The sequence below is a fragment of the Enterobacter sp. MGH119 genome (assembly GCF_001037675.1).
Taxonomy (GTDB): domain Bacteria; phylum Pseudomonadota; class Gammaproteobacteria; order Enterobacterales; family Enterobacteriaceae; genus Enterobacter; species Enterobacter hormaechei_C.
In genome coordinates, this window is the sequence record NZ_KQ089931.1 from 339,223 (window position 1) to 360,137 (window position 20,915).

Sequence of the window (20,915 nt, forward strand, 5' to 3'; positions counted from 1 at the left end):
ATGCGCCGGATATTATCTGTATTACTGGAAAATGAGTCGGGCGCACTGTCACGCGTCATTGGGCTTTTTGCGCAGCGCGGCTATAACATTGAAAGCCTGACCGTTGCGCCGACCGATGACCCGACGCTCTCCCGCATGACGATCCAGACTGTCGGCGATGCGAAAGTGCTTGAGCAGATCGAAAAACAGTTGCACAAACTGGTGGACGTGTTGCGCGTCAGCGAGCTGGGGCAGGGGGCTTACGTCGAACGTGAAGTGATGCTGGTGAAAATTCAGGCCAGCGGTTACGGTCGTGAAGAGGTCAAGCGCAACACGGATATCTTCCGTGGGCAGATCATCGACGTCACGCCTTCTATATATACTGTGCAGCTTGCCGGAACGAGCGATAAGCTGGATGCGTTCCTGGCCTCCGTCAGGGATGTAGCAAAAATTGTTGAAGTTGCGCGCTCTGGCGTTGTTGGCCTCTCGCGCGGCGATAAAATCATGCGTTAGTTGCGCAAAAGGTTCGCCTCTTTCAGCCCGGTAGCCAAAGCCGGGCTTTTTTTTGCGTAATCCACCGACAACGCGGACAAAAGCGGTTGCCGTGAAAGCTATTCTGCGTTTAGATGTTAAAATATTTAACCATAACCTTGACAGGGCCATGGACTTTTTTCTTTTTTTGAGGGGCAATTGTGAAACTGGATGAAATCGCCCGGCTCGCCGGCGTGTCGAGAACCACGGCCAGCTATGTGATTAACGGTAAAGCAAAGCAGTATCGTGTCAGCGATAAGACCGTTGAGAAAGTGATGGCAGTCGTTCGTGAGCATAATTACCATCCGAATGCTGTCGCCGCAGGTTTACGTGCCGGGCGCACCCGCTCGATTGGCCTGGTGATCCCGGACCTGGAAAATACCAGCTATACCCGCATCGCCAACTATCTGGAACGTCAGGCTCGTCAGCGGGGCTATCAGCTGTTGATTGCCTGCTCCGAGGATCAGCCTGACAACGAGATGCGCTGCATTGAGCATCTGCTGCAACGTCAGGTTGACGCCATCATCGTGTCGACCTCTTTACCACCAGAGCATCCTTTCTATCAGCGCTGGGCAAACGATCCGTTCCCGATTGTGGCGCTGGATCGTGCGCTGGATCGTGAACATTTCACCAGTGTCGTAGGTGCCGATCAGGACGATGCAGAAATGCTGGCTGCCGAGCTGCGTACCTTCCCGGCTGAAACGGTGCTGTATCTTGGCGCTTTGCCTGAACTTTCCGTAAGCTTCCTGCGTGAACAAGGGTTCCGTACGGCATGGAAAGACGATCCGCGTGACGTTCATTATCTGTATGCCAACAGCTATGAGCGTGAAGCGGCTGCCCAGCTGTTCGAGAAATGGCTGGAAACGCACCCGATGCCGCAGGCGTTGTTTACCACCTCGTTTGCCCTGTTGCAGGGGGTGATGGATGTGACGTTACGTCGCGATGGCAAACTGCCATCCGATCTGGCGATTGCGACCTTCGGCGATAACGAACTGCTCGACTTCCTGCAATGTCCGGTGCTGGCCGTGGCCCAGCGTCACCGCGACGTCGCCGAGCGCGTGCTTGAGATTGTTCTGGCAAGCCTGGATGAACCCCGCAAACCGAAACCCGGGCTTACGCGCATCAAACGTAATCTCTATCGGCGCGGAATTTTGAGCCGCCATTAATATTTCCACAGGGGCGGTAAAACTGCCCCTTTTGAAGCGCATTTATTGCGGGAAATAATTCCCGGATAAAAATTAGGATTTATCTCTAAGATTCATAGCCTGCTATTATTTTGAATCCATTTTGACGTTAAAAAGTGCAATTATAATTTCTAACGGGCATTTCTTTGTATTGTTTTGTTACAAACAGGTGCCAGCCGATGAATATTCAGCCATTTTTTACTCCCCCCTTCAGACCTCAACGCACACGAACGAATCCATCTGGCTTTGAGGTTAATCTGGCGCTGTTATCCCCCGGCGATATGCCTTAAAATGCTGCCCGCGTCGCAAACTGACACTTTATATTTCCCTGCGATGATATTGAGTGAGTCTTAACGCTCGTGTGCATATTCTGTTTTTTTCTTACAAATATTCATAACGTTAATTTTGCCTCGCCAGTTGTGTAGTAATTAGCCAGGTCACGCTTGCTCTGTAAATACGGTGCTTTCGCGCCGGTATAGAGAGAGTCCTGGCTTGACAAGCTTTTCCCTCGCTCCGTAAACTCCTTCAGGTGGGAATTTGTGGGTTAAAGTGGTGGGGAGGGGTGAGACTGGCATGTTCCGTGGAGCAACGTTAGTCAATCTCGACAGCAAAGGGCGTTTATCGGTACCAACCCGATACCGCGACCAGCTGATTGAGAACGCTTCGGGTCAACTGGTTTGCACCATTGACATCAACTCCCCCTGCCTGCTGCTTTACCCTTTGCCTGAATGGGAAATCATTGAGCAAAAGCTGTCGCGACTGTCGAGCATGAACCCGCAGGAACGCCGCGTACAGCGGCTGTTATTGGGACATGCCAGTGAATGTCAGATGGATAGCGCCGGGCGATTATTGATTGCGCCTGTGTTGCGGCAACATGCCGGTCTGACTAAAGAAGTGATGCTGGTCGGACAGTTCAACAAGTTTGAACTGTGGGACGAAACGACCTGGTATCAACAGGTCAAGGAAGATATCGACGCTGAGCAGTCTGATTCCGAAACATTATCGGAACGGCTGCGGGACTTGTCTCTATAAATATGATGGAAAATTATAAACATACAACGGTGCTGCTGGATGAGGCCGTTAACGGCCTGAATATTCGTCCAGACGGCATCTATATTGATGGCACTTTTGGTCGCGGTGGTCACTCGCGTTTGATCCTCTCTCAGCTTGGAGCGGAAGGACGCCTGCTGGCAATTGACCGCGATCCGCAGGCGATTGCCGTTGCGCAAACCATCGATGATCCTCGCTTTTCCATCGTGCATGGACCTTTCTCTGCGCTTGCGGATTATGTCGCTGAGCGCGGCCTGACCGGCAAGATCGACGGGATTCTCCTCGATCTTGGCGTCTCTTCACCACAGCTTGATGATGCAGAACGCGGTTTTTCCTTTATGCGTGATGGACCGCTGGATATGCGTATGGACCCTACTCGCGGCCAGTCTGCCGCTGAATGGTTACAAACTGCTGACGAAGCGGATATTGCCTGGGTAATCAAAACCTTCGGCGAAGAACGCTTTGGCAAACGTATTGCCCGCGCCATCGTGGAGCGCAACCGCGTTGAGCCAATGACCCGTACCAAAGAGCTGGCAGAAGTCATCGCGGCGGCAACGCCGGTGAAGGACAAGCACAAACATCCTGCGACCCGTACTTTCCAGGCGGTTCGTATCTGGGTAAACAGTGAACTGGAGGAAATAGAGCTGGCGCTAAAAAGCTCGCTCGACGTGCTGGCCCCGGGTGGGCGGTTATCCATCATCAGTTTCCATTCGCTGGAAGATCGCATCGTAAAACGCTTTATGCGTGAACAGAGCCGCGGTCCTCAGGTTCCGGCGGGGCTGCCGATGACGGAAGAACAACTCAGAAAGCTGGGCGGCCGTCAGTTGCGAGCATTAGGCAAGTTGATGCCGGGCGAAGAAGAGGTGGCAGAGAATCCACGTGCCCGTAGTTCAGTGCTGCGTATTGCAGAGAGGACGAACGCATGATCAGCAGAGTGACAGAGACCCTAAGCAAAGTTAAGGGATCGTTAGGAAGCAACGAGCGCCATGCCTTGCCTGGCGTGATCGGCGACGATCTTTTGCGGTTTGGGAAGCTGCCACTCTGCTTGTTCATTTGCATCATTGTGACGGCAGTCATGGTGGTCACCACCGCTCACCATACCCGTTTATTAACTGCGCAGCGCGAACAGATGGTACTGGAACGCGATGCGCTGGATATTGAATGGCGAAATCTGATCCTTGAAGAAAACGCGCTCGGCGATCACAGCCGGGTTGAACGGATCGCAACGGAAAAACTGCAATTACAGCATGTTGATCCTTCGCAGGAAAATATCGTTGTACAAAAATAAGGGAAAACGCGACGCATGAAAGCAGCGGCAAAAACGCTAAAACCAAAACGCCAGGAAGAACAGGCCAACTTTGTCAGTTGGCGTTTTGCGTTGCTTTGCGGCTGCATTTTACTGGCGCTGGGTTTCCTGCTGGGACGCGTGGCGTGGCTACAAATCATCGCGCCTGACATGCTGGTGCGTCAGGGGGATATGCGTTCTCTGCGCGTGCAGGAAGTTTCTACCTCTCGTGGGATGATCACCGACCGCTCCGGCCGCCCGCTGGCGGTGAGCGTGCCGGTGAAGGCGATCTGGGCCGATCCGAAAGAGCTGCACGACGCAGGCGGGATCACCCTTGATAACCGCTGGAAGGCGCTCTCAGACGCGTTGAAAATGCCGCTGGATCAGCTGGCGTCACGCGTTAACGCCAACCCGAAAGGGCGCTTCATCTATCTTGCTCGTCAGGTGAACCCTGACATGGCTGACTACATTAAGAAACTGAAGCTGCCGGGCATTCATCTGCGGGAAGAATCCCGCCGTTACTATCCTTCCGGCGAAGTCACCGCGCACCTGATTGGCTTTACCAACGTGGATAGCCAGGGGATTGAGGGCGTTGAAAAAAGCTTCGACAAGTGGCTTACCGGCCAGCCTGGCGAGCGAATCGTGCGTAAAGACCGCTATGGTCGCGTCATTGAAGACATTTCCTCGACAGACAGCCAGGCCGCGCACAACCTGGCCCTGAGTATTGATGAACGCTTGCAGGCGCTGGTCTATCGTGAGCTGAACAACGCCGTCGCGTTTAACAAGGCGGAATCGGGCAGCGCCGTGCTGGTGGATGTGGCAACAGGCGAAGTGCTGGCGATGGCCAGTAGCCCCTCATACAACCCGAATAATTTTGCCGGTACAGCAAAAGATGCAATGCGTAACCGCTCCATCACCGATGTGTTTGAACCCGGTTCGACCGTAAAACCCATGGTGGTGATGACGGCTCTACAGCGAGGCATCGTCAACGAAAATACCGTTCTGAATACGATCCCTTATCGAATTAACGGTCACGAAATCAAAGACGTGGCACGTTACAGCGAACTGACCCTGACCGGGGTCTTACAGAAGTCGAGTAACGTCGGTGTGTCAAAACTGGCGTTAGCGATGCCGTCCTCAGCGTTAGTAGATACTTACTCACGTTTTGGGCTGGGAAAGGCGACCAATTTGGGGTTGGTCGGAGAACGCAGTGGCTTATATCCTCAAAAACAACGGTGGTCTGACATAGAGAGGGCCACCTTCTCTTTCGGCTACGGGCTAATGGTAACTCCCTTACAGTTAGCGCGAGTCTACGCAACGATTGGCAGCTATGGCATTTATCGTCCGCTGTCGATCACCAAAGTTGATCCACCGGTTCCGGGGGAACGTGTTTTCCCGGAATCTATCGTTCGTACCGTCGTGCATATGATGGAAAGCGTTGCGTTACCTGGCGGTGGCGGCGTGAAGGCCGCAATTAAGGGCTATCGTATCGCCATTAAAACCGGTACAGCGAAAAAAGTGGGGCCGGACGGCCGCTATATCAACAAATACATTGCCTATACCGCAGGCGTAGCGCCTGCAAGCAATCCGCGTTTTGCACTGGTGGTCGTCATCAACGATCCGCAGGCGGGTAAATACTACGGCGGCGCCGTCTCCGCGCCTGTGTTCGGGGCTATTATGGGCGGCGTGTTGCGCACCATGAACATTGAACCGGATGCGCTGGCGACGGGCGAAAAAAGTGAATTTGTAATTAATCAAGGCGAGGGAACAGGTGGCAGATCGTAATTTGCGCGACCTTCTTGCTCCGTGGGTGCCTATGCTACCTGCGCGAGCACTGCGAGAGATGGTACTGGACAGCCGCGTAGCGGCTTCTGGCGATCTTTTTGTGGCAGTGGTGGGTCATCAGGCGGACGGGCGTCGTTATATCCCGCAGGCGATTGCGCAAGGTGTTGCTGCCATTATTGCTGAGGCCAAAGATGAGGCAACAGACGGTGAGATCCGTGAAATGCACGGCGTGCCGGTCATCTATCTCAGCCAGCTGAATGAGCGTCTCTCCGCGCTGGCAGGACGTTTTTACAACGAACCTTCCGACCAGTTAAAGCTGGTTGGCGTGACAGGAACCAACGGAAAAACCACCACCACTCAGCTGATGGCGCAGTGGGCGCAGCTGCTGGGCGAAACCGGTGCCGTCATGGGCACGGTGGGGAACGGTCTTCTGGGCAAAGTAAGCCCGACGGAAAACACTACAGGCTCGGCGGTTGACGTGCAGCGTGTGCTGGCGGGCCTCGCTGAGCAGGGGGCGACCTTCGCTGCGATGGAAGTCTCTTCCCATGGTCTGGTACAACATCGCGTGGCGGCCCTGAAATTTGCTGCCTCTGTCTTTACTAACCTGAGCCGCGATCACCTTGATTATCATGGTGATATGGAGCACTACGAAGCGGCGAAATGGCTGCTTTATTCCACTCACCACCACGGGCAGGCGATCATTAACGCCGACGACGAAGTCGGTCGCCGCTGGCTGGAAAAACTGCCAGATGCGGTGGCGGTGTCGATGGAAGATCGCATTAATCCGAACTGCCGCGGCCGCTGGCTGAAGGCGGTCGAGGTGAACTACCACGATAGTGGGGCGACGATCCGCTTCGCTTCCATCTGGGGCGAAGGTGAAATTGAAAGCCGCCTGATGGGGGCCTTTAACGTCAGTAACCTGCTGCTGGCGCTGGCGACGCTGCTGGCGCTGGGTTACCCGATGGCGGATCTGCTGAAAACGGCTGAGCGTTTGCAACCGGTCTGTGGCCGCATGGAAGTGTTTAGCGCGCCTGGCAAGCCGACGGTGGTTGTGGATTACGCCCACACGCCGGATGCGCTGGAAAAAGCGCTGGAAGCGGCGCGTCTGCACTGCGCTGGCAAGCTCTGGTGCGTGTTTGGCTGCGGTGGCGATCGCGACAAGGGCAAACGTCCGCTGATGGGCGCCATCGCTGAGCAGTTCGCGGATATTCCCGTGGTAACCGATGACAACCCGCGTACCGAAGAGCCGCGGGTCATTATCAACGACATTCTGGCGGGCATGCTGGATGCGGGACGTGCGCGCGTGGTCGAAGGCCGTGCGGAGGCCGTGACTAACGCCATTATGCAGGCGCAGGAGAACGATGTGGTTCTGCTGGCCGGTAAAGGTCATGAAGATTATCAGATTGTCGGCAATCGTCGTCTGGATTACTCCGACCGCGTGACGGCAGCGCGTCTGCTGGGAGTGGTGGCATGATTAGCATTACGTTAAGCCAGGCCGCTGCGGTATTGCAGGGGGTGCTGCATGGTCAGGATCTGACCATCGAGGCTGTAACCACCGACACCCGTAAGGTGACGGCGGGCTGCCTGTTTGTGGCGCTGAAGGGTGAACGTTTTGACGCCCACGATTTTGCGCAACAGGCTAAAGATAACGGCGCGGGCGCGCTGCTGGTCAGTCGTAAGCTCGATATCGATTTGCCGCAGATTGTGGTGAAAGATACGCGCCTGGCGTTTGGCGAGCTGGCGGCATGGGTTCGCCAGCAGGTGCCAACACGCGTCGTGGCACTGACGGGCTCGTCGGGCAAAACCTCCGTTAAAGAGATGACCGCGGCGATCCTTAGCCAGTGCGGTAACACGCTTTATACGGCGGGCAACCTTAATAATGACATCGGTGTGCCGATGACGCTGCTGCGCCTGACCCACGAGCATGAATATGCGGTGATTGAGTTAGGGGCTAACCATCAGGGCGAAATCGCCTGGACCGTGAGCCTGACCCGTCCGGAAGCGGCGCTGGTGAATAACCTGGCGGCGGCACATCTTGAAGGTTTTGGTTCTCTGGCCGGTGTGGCGAAAGCGAAAGGTGAAATTTATACCGGCCTGCCGGATGACGGCATCGCCATTATGAACGCCGATAACAACGACTGGCTGAACTGGCAGAGCATCATTGGTTCACGTAAAACCTGGCGCTTCTCACCGAATGCGGCAAACAGTGATTTTTCGGCGACCAACATTCATGTGACGTCACACGGTACCGAGTTCACCCTCACAACCCCAACGGGCGACATCGACGTGCTGCTGCCCCTGCCGGGTCGTCATAACATCGCCAATGCGCTTGCTGCGGCAGCGCTCTCAATGGCGGTAGGTGCCTCACACGCGGCGATCAAAGCAGGTCTGGCAAATTTAAAAGCCGTGCCGGGGCGTCTGTTCCCGATCCAGCTGGCTGAAAACAAGCTCCTGCTGGATGACTCCTACAACGCTAACGTTGGCTCAATGACGGCGGCCGTGCAGGTCTTGTCTGAAATGCCGGGCTATCGCGTGATGGTTGTGGGCGATATGGCCGAGCTGGGTGATGAAAGCGAAGCCTGCCATGTTCAGGTGGGTGAAGCGGCGAAAGCCGCCGGGCTTGACCGCGTATTGAGCGCAGGCCCGCTGAGCAAGGCCATTTCCGATGCCAGTGAAGTTGGCGAACATTTTGCCGATAAATCTGCACTGATCGAACGCCTGAAGGCATTGATTACAGAAAAACAGATTGTGACTGTTTTAGTTAAAGGTTCACGTAGTGCCGCCATGGAAGAGGTTGTGCACGCATTACAGGAGAACGGGACATGTTAGTTTGGCTGGCCGAACATTTGGTCAAATATTACTCAGGCTTTAACGTCTTTTCCTATCTGACGTTTCGTGCCATCGTCAGCCTGCTGACTGCGCTGTTCATCTCGCTGTGGATGGGCCCGCGCATGATTGCCCGTCTGCAAAAACTCTCTTTCGGCCAGGTTGTGCGCAACGACGGTCCGGAATCGCACTTCAGCAAGCGGGGTACGCCGACCATGGGCGGGATCATGATCCTGACCGCGATTGTGGTGTCCGTGCTGCTGTGGGCGTATCCGTCTAACCCCTACGTCTGGTGCGTGCTGACCGTTCTGGTTGGCTACGGGATCATCGGTTTTGTTGATGACTACCGCAAAGTCGTACGCAAAGACACCAAAGGTTTGATCGCCCGCTGGAAGTATTTCTGGATGTCGGTGATTGCGCTGGGCGTGGCCTTTGCCCTTTACCTGGCAGGAAAAGACACCCCGGCTACCGAGCTGGTGGTGCCGTTCTTCAAAGACGTGATGCCGCAGCTGGGGCTGTTCTACATTTTGCTGGCTTACTTTGTGATCGTCGGTACCGGCAACGCCGTCAACCTGACCGATGGTCTGGATGGCCTGGCCATCATGCCAACCGTGTTTGTCGCGGGCGGTTTCGCGCTGGTAGCCTGGGCGACCGGTAACATGAACTTTGCAAATTACCTGCACATTCCGTACCTGCGACACGCGGGGGAACTGGTTATCGTCTGTACGGCGATTGTCGGGGCGGGGCTGGGCTTCCTGTGGTTCAACACCTATCCGGCGCAGGTCTTTATGGGCGACGTCGGTTCACTGGCGCTGGGCGGCGCACTGGGTATTATCGCCGTGCTGCTGCGTCAGGAGTTCCTGCTGGTAATCATGGGCGGTGTGTTTGTGGTTGAGACGCTGTCGGTGATTTTGCAGGTCGGTTCCTTCAAGCTGCGCGGTCAGCGCATCTTCCGTATGGCACCGATTCACCACCACTATGAACTGAAAGGCTGGCCGGAGCCGCGCGTCATTGTGCGCTTCTGGATTATTTCGCTGATGCTGGTGCTGATTGGCCTGGCAACGCTGAAGGTACGTTAATCATGGCAGATTACCAGGGCAAAAAAGTCGTTATCATCGGGTTGGGCCTCACCGGCCTCTCCTGCGTGGACTTTTTCCTTGCGCGTGGCGTGACGCCGCGCGTGATGGATACGCGCGTCTCTCCGCCGGGTCTGGACAAGCTGCCGGAGCAGGTTGAACGCCACCTGGGTGGTCTGAATGATGAGTGGCTGCTGGCCGCCGATCTGATTGTTGCCAGCCCCGGTATGGCGCTGGCGCATCCTTCCCTGAGCGCCGCCGCGGATGCAGGCGTTGAGATTGTCGGCGATATCGAACTGTTCTGCCGGGAGGCGCAGACGCCGATCGTCGCCATTACCGGTTCAAACGGTAAAAGCACCGTCACCACGCTGGTGGGGGAAATGGCGAAGGCGGCGGGCAAAAATGTCGGCGTGGGCGGTAACATTGGTCTGCCCGCTCTGATGCTGCTTGATAAAGGGTGCGAGCTGTTCGTCCTTGAGCTTTCCAGCTTCCAGCTGGAAACTACTTCAAGCCTGCATGCGGCGGCGGCGACGATCTTAAACGTCACCGAAGATCATATGGACAGATACCCGTTCGGCTTGCAGCAATACCGTGCGGCCAAACTGCGCGTTTATGAAAATGCCAAAGTTTGCGTGGTGAATGCCGATGATGCACTCACCATGCCGGTGCGCGGCGCAGACGATCGCTGCATTAGCTTTGGTATTAATATGGGTGACTATCACCTTAACCGTCAGCAGGGCGAAACCTGGCTGCGGGTGAAAGGTGAGAAAGTGCTGAACGTGAAAGAGATGATGCTCTCCGGCCAGCATAACTACACCAATGCCCTGGCGGCGCTGGCGCTGGCGGATGCCGTTGGCCTGCCGCGATCTTCAAGCCTGAAGGCGCTGACCACCTTTACCGGCCTGGCGCACCGGTTCCAGCTTGCGCTGGAGCACAACGGCGTACGCTGGATTAACGATTCCAAAGCGACCAACGTGGGTAGCACCGAGGCGGCACTGAACGGTCTGCACGTTGATGGCACGCTGCACCTGCTGCTGGGCGGCGACGGTAAATCGGCTGACTTCTCCTCGCTGAAGCAGTACCTCAACGGTGATAACGTGCGCCTGTATTGCTTTGGCCGCGATGGTAGCGAGCTGGCGGCGTTGCGTCCTGAGGTCGCCGAGCAAACCGAGACCATGGAGCAGGCGATGCGTCTTATTGCCCCACGCGTGAAGCCCGGCGATATGGTGCTGCTCTCACCAGCCTGTGCCAGCCTCGATCAATTCAAGAATTTCGAACAGCGGGGTGATGTCTTTACCCGCCTGGCGAAGGAGTTAGGCTGATGCGTTTATCTCTCCCTCGCCTGAAAATGCCGCGCCTGCCAGGATTTGGTATCCTGGTATGGCTGTTTACGGCGCTGAAAGGCTGGGTGATGGCTTCACGGGATAAAGATTCCGACAGCCTGATCATGTACGACCGCACGCTGTTCTGGCTCACGCTGGGGCTGGCAGCGATCGGCTTTATTATGGTCACCTCGGCGTCAATGCCTGTCGGACAGCGTCTGGCAAACGACCCGTTCCTGTTTGCCAAGCGTGACGGGCTTTACATCATTCTCGCGTTCTGCCTGGCGCTGATCACCTTACGCCTGCCAATGTCGTTCTGGCAGCGGCACAGTACGGCCATGCTCATCGCCTCAATTATCATGCTGTTGATCGTGCTGGTTGTCGGGAGCTCCGTTAACGGGGCATCACGCTGGATTGCCTTTGGCCCACTGCGTATTCAGCCGGCGGAGTTCACCAAACTGTCGTTGTTCTGCTACCTGGCTAACTACCTGGTGCGTAAAGTTGACGAAGTCCGTAACAACCTTCGCGGCTTCTTAAAACCGATGGGCGTGATTCTGGTCCTCGCGATCCTGCTGCTGGCGCAGCCCGACCTCGGTACGGTAGTCGTACTGTTTGTCACTACGCTGGCGATGCTGTTCCTGGCGGGCGCAAAACTGTGGCAGTTCATTGCCATCATCGGGATGGGGATTTCGGCGGTGGTGCTGCTGATCCTCGCCGAACCCTACCGTATCCGCCGTGTGACCTCGTTCTGGAACCCATGGGAAGATCCGTTCGGCAGCGGTTACCAGCTGACGCAGTCGCTGATGGCGTTTGGCCGCGGCGAAGTCTGGGGCCAAGGCCTGGGCAACTCGGTGCAAAAACTGGAGTATTTACCGGAGGCGCACACCGACTTCATCTTCTCCATTATTGGGGAAGAACTGGGTTATATCGGTGTGGTATTGGCGCTATTAATGGTATTCTTCGTCGCTTTCCGCGCCATGTCGATTGGCCGGAAAGCGCTGGAGATCGATCACCGCTTCTCCGGTTTCCTGGCCTGCTCTATTGGTATCTGGTTTAGCTTCCAGGCACTGGTAAACGTTGGGGCGGCAGCGGGTATGTTGCCGACTAAAGGTCTGACGTTACCGTTGATCAGTTATGGTGGTTCGAGTCTGTTGATCATGTCGACGGCCATCATGTTTTTGTTACGCATAGATTATGAAACGCGTCTGGAGAAAGCTCAGGCGTTTACACGAGGTTCACGATGAATCAACCGAAGCGGTTAATGGTGATGGCAGGCGGTACCGGTGGACACGTGTTCCCGGGGCTGGCGGTTGCGCACCATTTAATGGAACAGGGCTGGCAGGTACGCTGGCTGGGAACCGCAGACCGCATGGAAGCCGACCTGGTACCTAAGCACGGTATCGAGATCGACTTTATTCGTATTTCTGGCCTTCGTGGCAAAGGGATCAAGGCGCTGCTGCTGGCGCCGGTGCGCATTTTCAATGCCTGGCGTCAGGCGCGCGCCATCATGAAGCGCTTTAAGCCTGACGTCGTTCTGGGCATGGGCGGTTACGTTTCCGGCCCTGGCGGACTGGCGGCGTGGTCATTAGGGATCCCCGTTGTTCTGCATGAGCAGAACGGTATTGCCGGTTTGACCAACAAATGGCTGGCAAAAATCGCCACCAAAGTTATGCAGGCCTTCCCCGGGGCATTCCCGAAAGCGGATGTCGTAGGGAATCCGGTACGTGTGGACGTGCTGGCGCTGCCGCTGCCAGATACGCGTCTGGTGGGTCGTGAAGGGCCGGTGCGGGTGCTGGTCGTCGGCGGTTCCCAGGGCGCGCGTATTTTAAACCAGACGATGCCGCAGGTTGCGGCAAAACTGGGTGATGCAGTGACCATCTGGCACCAGAGCGGGAAGGGCGCTCAGCAGACCGTTGAGCAGGCCTACGCGCAGGAAGGTCAGCCGCAGCATAAAGTAACTGAATTTATTGATGATATGGCCGCAGCCTATGCATGGGCCGATGTCGTGGTCTGTCGCTCGGGCGCGCTGACGGTGAGCGAAATCGCCGCCGCCGGTTTACCGGCGCTGTTTGTGCCGTTCCAGCACAAAGATCGACAGCAGTACTGGAATGCACTGCCGCTTGAAAAAGCGGGTGCCGCGAAGATTTTTGAGCAGCCACAATTTACCGCTGATGCGGTCGCCACTACCCTGGCGGGCTGGAACCGGGATGTATTACTGGAGATGGCGCAACGCGCACGCGCGACCGCTATCCCGGATGCAACGGAACGGGTGGCAAAAGAAGTGAGCCTGGCAGCCCAGGCATAATTCTCGCAGCGCGTGTTGCGCTGCACGATTTTTTTGAAGTAGTCGATGGCGTTTAGAGAATGAATACACAACAACTGGCAAAACTGCGTTCTATCGTGCCCGAGATGCGTCGCGTCCGGCACATTCACTTTGTCGGCATCGGTGGTGCTGGCATGGGCGGTATTGCCGAAGTGTTAGCTAACGAAGGCTATCAGATCAGCGGGTCTGACCTGGCGCCAAACCCTGTTACGCAGCAGCTGGCGTCGCTGGGGGCGACTATCTATTTCAATCATCGCCCGGAAAACGTGAGCGATGCGAGCGTGGTTGTGGTGTCCAGCGCTATCTCCGCGGATAACCCGGAAATCGTTGCGGCGCATGAGGCGCGCATTCCGGTGATCCGTCGCGCGGAAATGCTGGCGGAACTGATGCGTTTCCGTCACGGCATTGCGGTGGCCGGCACGCACGGTAAAACCACCACAACAGCGATGGTCTCCAGCATTTATGCGGAAGCGGGTCTCGACCCGACGTTCGTTAACGGTGGTCTGGTGAAAGCCGCTGGCGTGCATGCGCGTCTGGGCCATAGCCGTTATCTGATTGCGGAAGCGGATGAGAGCGACGCGTCGTTCCTGCATCTACAGCCGATGGTGGCGATCGTCACCAACATCGAAGCTGACCATATGGACACTTACCAGGGTGACTTCGAGAACTTAAAGCAGACCTTTATTAACTTCCTGCACAACCTGCCGTTCTATGGCCGTGCGGTGATGTGCGTGGACGATCCGGTTATTCGCGAACTGCTGCCGCGCGTCGGGCGTCAAATTACGACCTACGGCTTCAGCGAAGACGCGGATGTACGCGTAGAAGATTACAAACAGATCGGTGCGCAGGGGCATTTCACCCTCGCGCGTCAGGATAAAGACCTGCTGCATGTCACCCTGAACGCGCCGGGACGTCACAACGCCCTGAATGCGGCGGCGGCGGTGGCTGTTGCGACAGAAGAAGGCATTGACGATGAAGCGATCCTGCGTGCACTGGAGAGCTTCCAGGGGACGGGCCGTCGTTTCGACTTCCTCGGTGAATTCCCACTGGAGCCGGTAAACGGTAAGCCAGGGTCTGCGATGCTGGTGGATGACTACGGTCACCATCCGACGGAAGTGGACGCAACCATCAAAGCGGCACGTGCGGGTTGGCCGGAAAAGAATCTGGTCATGATCTTCCAGCCGCACCGTTACACGCGTACCCGCGATCTGTATGACGATTTTGCCAACGTCCTTTCTCAGGTTGATACCCTGCTGATGCTGGATGTTTATGCTGCGGGTGAAACGCCGATTCCGGGTGCGGACAGTCGTTCTTTATGTCGTACCATCCGTGGACGCGGTAAAGTGGATCCTATTCTGGTTCCCGACCCGGCGCAGGTGGCTGAAATGCTTGCCCCGGTCCTGACGGGTAACGATCTGATCCTGATTCAGGGCGCGGGAAATATCGGCAAAATCGCCCGTACCTTAGCTGAAATCAAACTGAAGCCGCAAACTCAGGAGGACGAGCGTCATGGCTGATAAGATTGCTGTCCTGTTTGGCGGCACTTCCGCCGAACGCGAGGTTTCTCTGAATTCGGGCGCTGCCGTGCTGGCGGGCCTGCGTGAAGGTGGCGTGGACGCGCATCCGGTTGATCCGAAAGAGGTGGACGTCACGCAGCTGAAAGCGATGGGCTTCGATAAAGCCTTCATCGCGTTGCACGGCCGCGGTGGTGAAGACGGCACGTTGCAGGGGCTGCTGGAGCTGATCGGTATACCGTACACCGGCAGCGGCGTGATGGCATCCGCCATCTCCATGGATAAACTGCGCAGCAAACTGCTGTGGCAGGGCGCGGGCCTGCCCGTTGCGCCATGGGTTGCACTGACGCGTCGTGAATATGAATTGGGTCTGTCGGACAGCGTTAATACACGCATTGCGGCACTGGGCTTACCGGTTATTGTTAAGCCGAGCCGTGAAGGGTCGAGCGTGGGAATGTCCAAAGTTGATAAAGCTGTAGATTTGGCTGACGCTTTAGCACTGGCATTTCAACATGATGAAGAAGTTCTGATTGAAAAATGGCTTAGCGGGCCGGAATTTACCGTCGCGATGCTTGGCGAAGAAATTTTACCGTCAATTCGCATCCAACCCGCCGGAGTCTTCTATGATTATGAGGCGAAGTATCTCTCTGATGAGACGCAATATTTCTGCCCAGCGGGTCTTGAAGCAGAGCGTGAAGCCGAATTACAGTCTCTGGTGCTTAAAGCGTGGAATGTTCTGGGATGTCGTGGCTGGGGACGCATTGACGTCATGCTTGACGGTGACGGGCAATTTTATCTGCTGGAAGCAAACACGTCTCCGGGTATGACCAGCCATAGCCTTGTGCCGATGGCGGCGCGTCAGGCGGGAATGAGCTTCTCGCAATTAGTTGTACGTATTTTGGACCAGGCGGGCTGATATGTCTCAGGCTGCATTGAACACGCGCAACCGCGATGACGAAGAAGAATATTCCTCTTCGCGCCGGAGTAATGGAACGCGTCTTGCAGGGATCATCTTCCTGCTCGGGGTGCTGTGCACCGTGTTTATCAGCGGCTGGATGGTGCTGGGCTGGATGGAAGATGCGCAGCGGTTGCCGCTTTCAAAGCTGGTGGTGACCGGGGAGCGACACTACACGCGTAACGATGATATTCGCCAGTCGATTCTGGCGCTTGGGTCGCCTGGCACCTTTATGACGCAGGACGTCAACATTATTCAGAGTCAGATTGAACGTCTGCCGTGGATAAAACAGGCAAGTGTCAGAAAGCAATGGCCTGATGAATTGAAGATTCATCTGGTTGAATATGTGCCGATTGCGCGTTGGAATGATCAGCATATGGTTGATGTAGACGGAAATTCGTTCAGCGTCCCGAGCGATCGTGTCAACAAGCAGAATTTACCGATGTTGTATGGGCCGGAAGGCAGCGAAAACGAAGTATTGCAGGGTTTTCGTGAGATGGGGCAGGTGCTGGCTAAGGATCGCTTTACGTTAAAAGATGCTGCGATGACGGCGCGCCGTTCCTGGCAGTTGACCTTAACGAATGGCATCAAGCTCAACCTTGGCCGCGGCGATACAATGAAACGTCTGGCGCGTTTTGTCGAACTTTACCCGGTTTTACAGCAGCAGGCGCAGACGGATGGCAAACGGATAAGCTACGTTGATTTGCGCTATGACTCAGGCGCAGCAGTCGGTTGGGAGCCGGCTCCGGTCGAGGAACCTAATCAGCAACAAAATCAGGCACAGGTACAGGCAGAACAACAATGATCAAGTCGACGGACAGAAAATTGGTAGTAGGACTGGAGATTGGCACCGCGAAGGTTGCCGCTTTGGTAGGGGAAGTTCTGCCCGACGGTATGGTCAATATCATTGGCGTGGGCAGCTGCCCCTCCCGTGGTATGGATAAAGGTGGGGTAAACGACCTTGAGTCGGTGGTGAAATGCGTTCAGCGCGCCATCGACCAGGCTGAATTGATGGCAGATTGCCAAATTTCCTCTGTCTATCTGGCCCTTTCTGGTAAGCATATCAGCTGCCAGAATGAAATCGGTATGGTGCCGATTTCCGAAGAAGAAGTGACGCAGGAAGACGTTGAGAACGTTGTCCACACGGCGAAATCCGTGCGTGTTCGCGACGAGCACCGTGTGCTGCATGTGATCCCGCAGGAATACGCGATCGACTACCAGGAAGGCATCAAGAATCCGGTCGGTCTGTCGGGCGTGCGTATGCAGGCAAAAGTGCACCTGATCACATGTCACAACGATATGGCGAAGAACATTGTAAAAGCCGTTGAACGTTGTGGCCTGAAAGTTGACCAACTCATTTTCGCCGGACTTGCCGCGAGCTATTCCGTGCTGACCGAAGACGAACGTGAACTGGGCGTCTGTGTGGTCGATATTGGTGGTGGTACAATGGACATGGCTGTCTATACCGGCGGTGCGTTACGCCACACCAAAGTGATCCCGTACGCCGGGAATGTGGTTACCAGCGATATCGCTTACGCCTTTGGTACGCCACCGAGCGATGCAGAGGCGATTAAAGTGCGCCATGGTTGCGCGCTGGGCTCTATCGTCGGCAAAGACGAGAGCGTTGAAGTGCCGAGCGTAGGAGGTCGACCGCCGCGCAGCCTGCAACGCCAGACGCTGGCAGAGGTAATTGAGCCGCGTTATACCGAGCTGCTCAACCTGGTCAACGAAGAGATTTTGCAGTTACAGGAACAGCTTCGCCAGCAGGGTGTGAAACATCATCTCGCGGCGGGGATTGTATTAACCGGCGGGGCAGCGCAAATTGAAGGTCTTGCGGCCTGCGCTCAGCGCGTGTTCCATACGCAGGTGCGTATCGGTGCGCCGCTGAATATCACCGGTTTAACGGATTATGCCCAGGAGCCGTACTATTCAACGGCGGTGGGCCTGCTGCACTACGGGAAAGAGTCCCATTTAAGTGGTGAGGCAGAGGTGGAAAAACGCGTCTCGGTGGGGTCGTGGGTCAAACGACTTAACACCTGGCTGCGAAAAGAATTTTAATTTTTTTAAGAGACCGGAGAGAATTAGCGGTCTCGGGCGACAGGCACAACGGAGAGAGAGATTATGTTTGAACCTATGGAATTAACCAACGACGCGGTGATTAAAGTCATCGGCGTCGGTGGCGGCGGCGGTAACGCCGTAGAGCACATGGTGCGCGAGCGCATCGAAGGTGTTGAATTCTTCGCGGTGAACACCGATGCGCAGGCGCTGCGTAAAACGGCTGTTGGCCAGACGATTCAGATCGGTGGTGGCATCACCAAAGGTCTGGGAGCAGGGGCTAACCCGGAAGTGGGCCGCAACGCGGCTGAAGAAGATCGTGAAGCGCTGCGCGCTGCACTGGACGGTGCAGACATGGTCTTCATCGCAGCGGGTATGGGCGGCGGTACAGGTACCGGTGCAGCACCCGTTGTGGCGGAAGTCGCTAAAGATTTAGGTATTCTGACCGTTGCTGTCGTGACCAAGCCTTTCAACTTTGAAGGTAAGAAGCGTATGGCTTTCGCGGAGCAGGGTATCACCGAGCTGTCCAAGCACGTGGACTCTCTGATTACCATTCCGAACGACAAGCTGCTGAAAGTGCTGGGTCGCGGTATCTCTCTGCTGGACGCCTTTGGCGCGGCAAACGACGTGCTGAAAGGCGCGGTTCAGGGTATTGCTGAACTGATTACCCGTCCTGGCCTGATGAACGTCGACTTTGCAGACGTTCGTACCGTGATGTCCGAGATGGGCTACGCGATGATGGGCTCTGGCGTGGCGAGCGGCGAAGACCGTGCGGAAGAAGCTGCTGAAATGGCGATCTCCTCTCCACTGCTGGAAGATATCGATCTGTCTGGCGCGCGCGGCGTGCTGGTCAACATTACCGCTGGCTTTGACCTGCGTCTGGATGAGTTCGAAACTGTGGGTAACACCATCCGTGCATTCGCCTCTGACAACGCGACCGTCGTTATCGGTACCTCCCTTGATCCGGAAATGAACGACGAACTGCGTGTGACCGTTGTGGCCACCGGTATCGGTATGGACAAGCGTCCTGAGATCACCCTGGTGACTAACAAACAGACTCAGCAGCCGGTTATGGATCGTTACCAGCAGCACGGTATGGCGCCTCTGACTCAGGAGCAAAAACCCGCTGCGAAAGTGGTGAACGACCCGACTCCACAAACGGCAAAAGAGCCAGATTATCTGGATATCCCGGCGTTCCTGCGTAAGCAAGCTGACTAAGAATTGGCTGGAATTTGGGGATTTGCGCTCTTTGTGCTAAACTGGCCCACCGTTAGTGATATACACTCTCGGTTGGATAGTTAATTTGGCGAGATTATACGATGATCAAACAAAGGACACTTAAACGTATCGTTCAGGCGACGGGTGTCGGTTTACATACCGGCAAGAAAGTCACACTGACGTTACGCCCTGCGCCGGCCAATACCGGGGTCATCTATCGTCGCACCGACTTGAATCCACCGGTAGATTTTCCGGCCGATGCCAAATCTGTGCGTGATACTATGCTCTGTACTTGTCTGGTGAACGAGCATGACGTGCGGATTTCTACCGTAGAGCACCTGAACGCCGCCCTGGCGGGTCTGGGTATCGACAACATTATGGTTGAAGTCGATGCGCCAGAAATCCCGATCATGGACGGGAGTGCTGCTCCGTTCGTTTATTTGTTGCTGGATGCCGGCATCGAAGAACTGAACTGCGCGAAGAAATTTGTTCGCATTAAAGAGACCGTTCGCGTCGAAGATGGCGACAAATGGGCTGAATTCAAACCGTACAATGGTTTTTCGTTGGACTTCACCATCGATTTTAACCATCCGGCGATTGACTCCAGCACCCAGCGCTATGCGATGAACTTCTCTGCGGATGCGTTCATGCGCCAGATCAGCCGAGCACGTACCTTCGGCTTTATGCGTGATATCGAATATCTGCAATCCCGCGGCCTGTGCCTGGGCGGCAGCTTCGATTGTGCCATCGTTGTTGACGATTATCGCGTACTGAACGAAGACGGCCTGCGTTTTGAAGATGAATTTGTTCGTCACAAAATGCTGGACGCGATCGGCGACCTCTTCATGTGTGGTCACAACATCATTGGTGCATTTACCGCGTTTAAATCCGGTCATGCACTGAACAACAAACTGTTGCAGGCAGTCCTGGCAAAACAGGAAGCCTGGGAATATGTGACCTTCGAAGACGAAGCTGAACTGCCGCTGGCGTTCAAAGCACCGACTATGGTCCTGGCGTAACGGTTAAACCCGTTTCGTAAGAAAAGCGACTGGTTCACCTGGTACTCTCTCCGACCAGGGAAGCCAGTCGTTTTTATTTCTGCCCTTCTTTAATTTGTCCCTTTCACCCCTGGCCTGTGTCGGGTGCCGAATAACGGTGTGTTCGCTGCATTATTGACCGTTTTTACCTGCTGCAAGGTGTCATTCCTGCTGCCGTGTATTGGCTTTAGTGGTAATATCTGGGCGCTAAAAAAGAATAACTAAACTCAGCCTGCACTGGCGGGCGAACGTGGTGGAGCAAGTGAGCGGAATACTGACGCGCTGGCGACAATTTGGCAGACGTTACTTCTGGCCGCATCTCTTATTGGGGATGGTCGCGGCGAGTCTCGGCTTGCCTGTGCTCAGCAACAGCGCAGACGCGGCAACGCCAGCACGTTCCACGACGACCAAACACGATCTCACCACACGGGTTAACTTCACTAATCTCGCATGGCTTGAAGCCAGCCGTCGTCCCAATTTCTCCGTTGATTACTGGCAGCAGCACGCGATTCGCACGGTTATCCGCCATCTGTCGTTCGCGATGGCGCCGCAGACGATGCCTGTTGCGGAAGAAACGCTGCCGGTCCAGGCTCAGCATCTTGCCCTGCTCGATACGCTTAATGCGCTTCTGACGCAGGACAACCAGCCGCCAGTGACCGTGAATCAGACGGCGAAAACGGATTTTGTTTCCCCTGCATCCTTCTCTGTTTCGACATGGATTAGCCAGGTTCACGGCATCCGTGCCGGGCCTCAACGCCTCAGCTAAATTAACCTT

19 protein-coding genes are annotated in these 20,915 nt (G+C 55.6%); all 19 read left to right on the top strand.

The window, feature by feature from the left end:
* Complete coding sequence (ilvN, locus tag SK53_RS16325; protein WP_003856371.1) at positions 1–492, top strand: acetolactate synthase small subunit; 492 nt, start codon at positions 1–3, stop codon at positions 490–492.
* A 179-nt stretch (positions 493–671) separates the two neighbouring features.
* A complete protein-coding gene (cra, locus tag SK53_RS16330) occupies positions 672–1,676 on the top strand; it encodes a catabolite repressor/activator (RefSeq protein WP_003856369.1) in 1,005 nt (334 codons plus the stop codon).
* 591 nt (positions 1,677–2,267) lie between these two features.
* On the top strand, positions 2,268–2,726 hold the full coding sequence (mraZ, locus tag SK53_RS16335; protein WP_003856368.1) for a division/cell wall cluster transcriptional repressor MraZ: 459 nt from the start codon (positions 2,268–2,270) through the stop codon (positions 2,724–2,726).
* Positions 2,727–2,728: 2 nt separating this feature from the next.
* The gene (gene rsmH, locus SK53_RS16340; RefSeq protein WP_003856366.1) at positions 2,729–3,670 is read left to right on the top strand and encodes a 16S rRNA (cytosine(1402)-N(4))-methyltransferase RsmH; all 942 of its coding nucleotides are present in this window, start codon (positions 2,729–2,731) and stop codon (positions 3,668–3,670) included.
* Entirely contained in the window at positions 3,667–4,032 is a 366-nt protein-coding gene (gene ftsL / locus SK53_RS16345; RefSeq protein ID WP_003856363.1) for a cell division protein FtsL, read from the top strand. Before rsmH ends, ftsL begins: the two co-directional genes overlap by 4 nt.
* Positions 4,033–4,047: 15 nt before the next feature.
* Positions 4,048–5,814, top strand: coding sequence for a peptidoglycan glycosyltransferase FtsI (gene ftsI, locus SK53_RS16350; RefSeq protein ID WP_003856361.1), 1,767 nt, complete (start codon positions 4,048–4,050; stop codon positions 5,812–5,814).
* The gene (gene murE / locus SK53_RS16355) at positions 5,801–7,288 is read left to right on the top strand and encodes a UDP-N-acetylmuramoyl-L-alanyl-D-glutamate--2,6-diaminopimelate ligase (protein ID WP_048209788.1); all 1,488 of its coding nucleotides are present in this window, start codon (positions 5,801–5,803) and stop codon (positions 7,286–7,288) included. The genes ftsI and murE overlap by 14 nt, the downstream gene beginning before the upstream one ends.
* Positions 7,285–8,643 (top strand): UDP-N-acetylmuramoyl-tripeptide--D-alanyl-D-alanine ligase, encoded by a 1,359-nt coding sequence (murF, locus tag SK53_RS16360; RefSeq protein WP_023315389.1) that lies wholly within the window; start codon positions 7,285–7,287, stop codon positions 8,641–8,643. Before murE ends, murF begins: the two co-directional genes overlap by 4 nt.
* A complete protein-coding gene (gene mraY, locus SK53_RS16365; RefSeq protein ID WP_003856353.1) occupies positions 8,637–9,719 on the top strand; it encodes a phospho-N-acetylmuramoyl-pentapeptide-transferase in 1,083 nt (360 codons plus the stop codon). Before murF ends, mraY begins: the two co-directional genes overlap by 7 nt.
* Positions 9,720–9,721: 2 nt before the next feature.
* Positions 9,722–11,038 carry a UDP-N-acetylmuramoyl-L-alanine--D-glutamate ligase gene (gene murD / locus SK53_RS16370; RefSeq protein ID WP_048209789.1) on the top strand — a complete coding sequence of 439 codons (1,317 nt, stop codon included), beginning with the start codon at positions 9,722–9,724 and terminating at the stop codon, positions 11,036–11,038.
* Positions 11,038–12,282, top strand: coding sequence for a cell division protein FtsW (ftsW, locus tag SK53_RS16375; RefSeq protein ID WP_003856348.1), 1,245 nt, complete (start codon positions 11,038–11,040; stop codon positions 12,280–12,282). The genes murD and ftsW overlap by 1 nt, the downstream gene beginning before the upstream one ends.
* On the top strand, positions 12,279–13,343 hold the full coding sequence (gene murG / locus SK53_RS16380; protein ID WP_048209790.1) for an undecaprenyldiphospho-muramoylpentapeptide beta-N-acetylglucosaminyltransferase: 1,065 nt from the start codon (positions 12,279–12,281) through the stop codon (positions 13,341–13,343). Before ftsW ends, murG begins: the two co-directional genes overlap by 4 nt.
* A gap of 59 nt (positions 13,344–13,402) precedes the next feature.
* Positions 13,403–14,878, top strand: a complete 1,476-nt coding sequence (gene murC / locus SK53_RS16385; protein WP_003856345.1) for a UDP-N-acetylmuramate--L-alanine ligase — start codon at positions 13,403–13,405, stop codon at positions 14,876–14,878.
* Positions 14,871–15,791, top strand: coding sequence for a D-alanine--D-alanine ligase (locus SK53_RS16390; RefSeq protein WP_003856344.1), 921 nt, complete (start codon positions 14,871–14,873; stop codon positions 15,789–15,791). Before murC ends, SK53_RS16390 begins: the two co-directional genes overlap by 8 nt.
* Before the next feature lies 1 nt (position 15,792).
* On the top strand, positions 15,793–16,635 hold the full coding sequence (gene ftsQ / locus SK53_RS16395) for a cell division protein FtsQ (RefSeq protein ID WP_003856342.1): 843 nt from the start codon (positions 15,793–15,795) through the stop codon (positions 16,633–16,635).
* The gene (ftsA, locus tag SK53_RS16400; RefSeq protein WP_003856340.1) at positions 16,632–17,888 is read left to right on the top strand and encodes a cell division protein FtsA; all 1,257 of its coding nucleotides are present in this window, start codon (positions 16,632–16,634) and stop codon (positions 17,886–17,888) included. The genes ftsQ and ftsA overlap by 4 nt, the downstream gene beginning before the upstream one ends.
* Before the next feature lie 63 nt (positions 17,889–17,951).
* Positions 17,952–19,103, top strand: a complete 1,152-nt coding sequence (gene ftsZ, locus SK53_RS16405; protein WP_003856338.1) for a cell division protein FtsZ — start codon at positions 17,952–17,954, stop codon at positions 19,101–19,103.
* 101 nt (positions 19,104–19,204) lie between these two features.
* Entirely contained in the window at positions 19,205–20,122 is a 918-nt protein-coding gene (gene lpxC, locus SK53_RS16410; protein ID WP_003856337.1) for a UDP-3-O-acyl-N-acetylglucosamine deacetylase, read from the top strand.
* Positions 20,123–20,402: 280 nt separating this feature from the next.
* Entirely contained in the window at positions 20,403–20,906 is a 504-nt protein-coding gene (gene secM, locus SK53_RS16415; RefSeq protein WP_032628081.1) for a secA translation cis-regulator SecM, read from the top strand.
* Positions 20,907–20,915: the final 9 nt, after the last annotated feature.

Bases quoted from the DNA above. Each gene is read 5' to 3' on its own strand.
- ilvN (WP_003856371.1), top strand. From the start codon at position 1: ATGCGCCGGATATTATCTGTATTACTGGAAAATGAGTCGGGCGCACTG.
- mraZ (WP_003856368.1), top strand. From the start codon at position 2,268: ATGTTCCGTGGAGCAACGTTAGTCAATCTCGACAGCAAAGGGCGTTTA.
- rsmH (WP_003856366.1), top strand. From the start codon at position 2,729: ATGATGGAAAATTATAAACATACAACGGTGCTGCTGGATGAGGCCGTT.
- ftsL (WP_003856363.1), top strand. From the start codon at position 3,667: ATGATCAGCAGAGTGACAGAGACCCTAAGCAAAGTTAAGGGATCGTTA.
- ftsI (WP_003856361.1), top strand. From the start codon at position 4,048: ATGAAAGCAGCGGCAAAAACGCTAAAACCAAAACGCCAGGAAGAACAG.
- murF (WP_023315389.1), top strand. From the start codon at position 7,285: ATGATTAGCATTACGTTAAGCCAGGCCGCTGCGGTATTGCAGGGGGTG.
- mraY (WP_003856353.1), top strand. From the start codon at position 8,637: ATGTTAGTTTGGCTGGCCGAACATTTGGTCAAATATTACTCAGGCTTT.
- murD (WP_048209789.1), top strand. From the start codon at position 9,722: ATGGCAGATTACCAGGGCAAAAAAGTCGTTATCATCGGGTTGGGCCTC.
- ftsW (WP_003856348.1), top strand. From the start codon at position 11,038: ATGCGTTTATCTCTCCCTCGCCTGAAAATGCCGCGCCTGCCAGGATTT.
- murG (WP_048209790.1), top strand. From the start codon at position 12,279: ATGAATCAACCGAAGCGGTTAATGGTGATGGCAGGCGGTACCGGTGGA.
- murC (WP_003856345.1), top strand. From the start codon at position 13,403: ATGAATACACAACAACTGGCAAAACTGCGTTCTATCGTGCCCGAGATG.
- SK53_RS16390 (WP_003856344.1), top strand. From the start codon at position 14,871: ATGGCTGATAAGATTGCTGTCCTGTTTGGCGGCACTTCCGCCGAACGC.
- ftsQ (WP_003856342.1), top strand. From the start codon at position 15,793: ATGTCTCAGGCTGCATTGAACACGCGCAACCGCGATGACGAAGAAGAA.
- ftsA (WP_003856340.1), top strand. From the start codon at position 16,632: ATGATCAAGTCGACGGACAGAAAATTGGTAGTAGGACTGGAGATTGGC.
- ftsZ (WP_003856338.1), top strand. From the start codon at position 17,952: ATGTTTGAACCTATGGAATTAACCAACGACGCGGTGATTAAAGTCATC.
- lpxC (WP_003856337.1), top strand. From the start codon at position 19,205: ATGATCAAACAAAGGACACTTAAACGTATCGTTCAGGCGACGGGTGTC.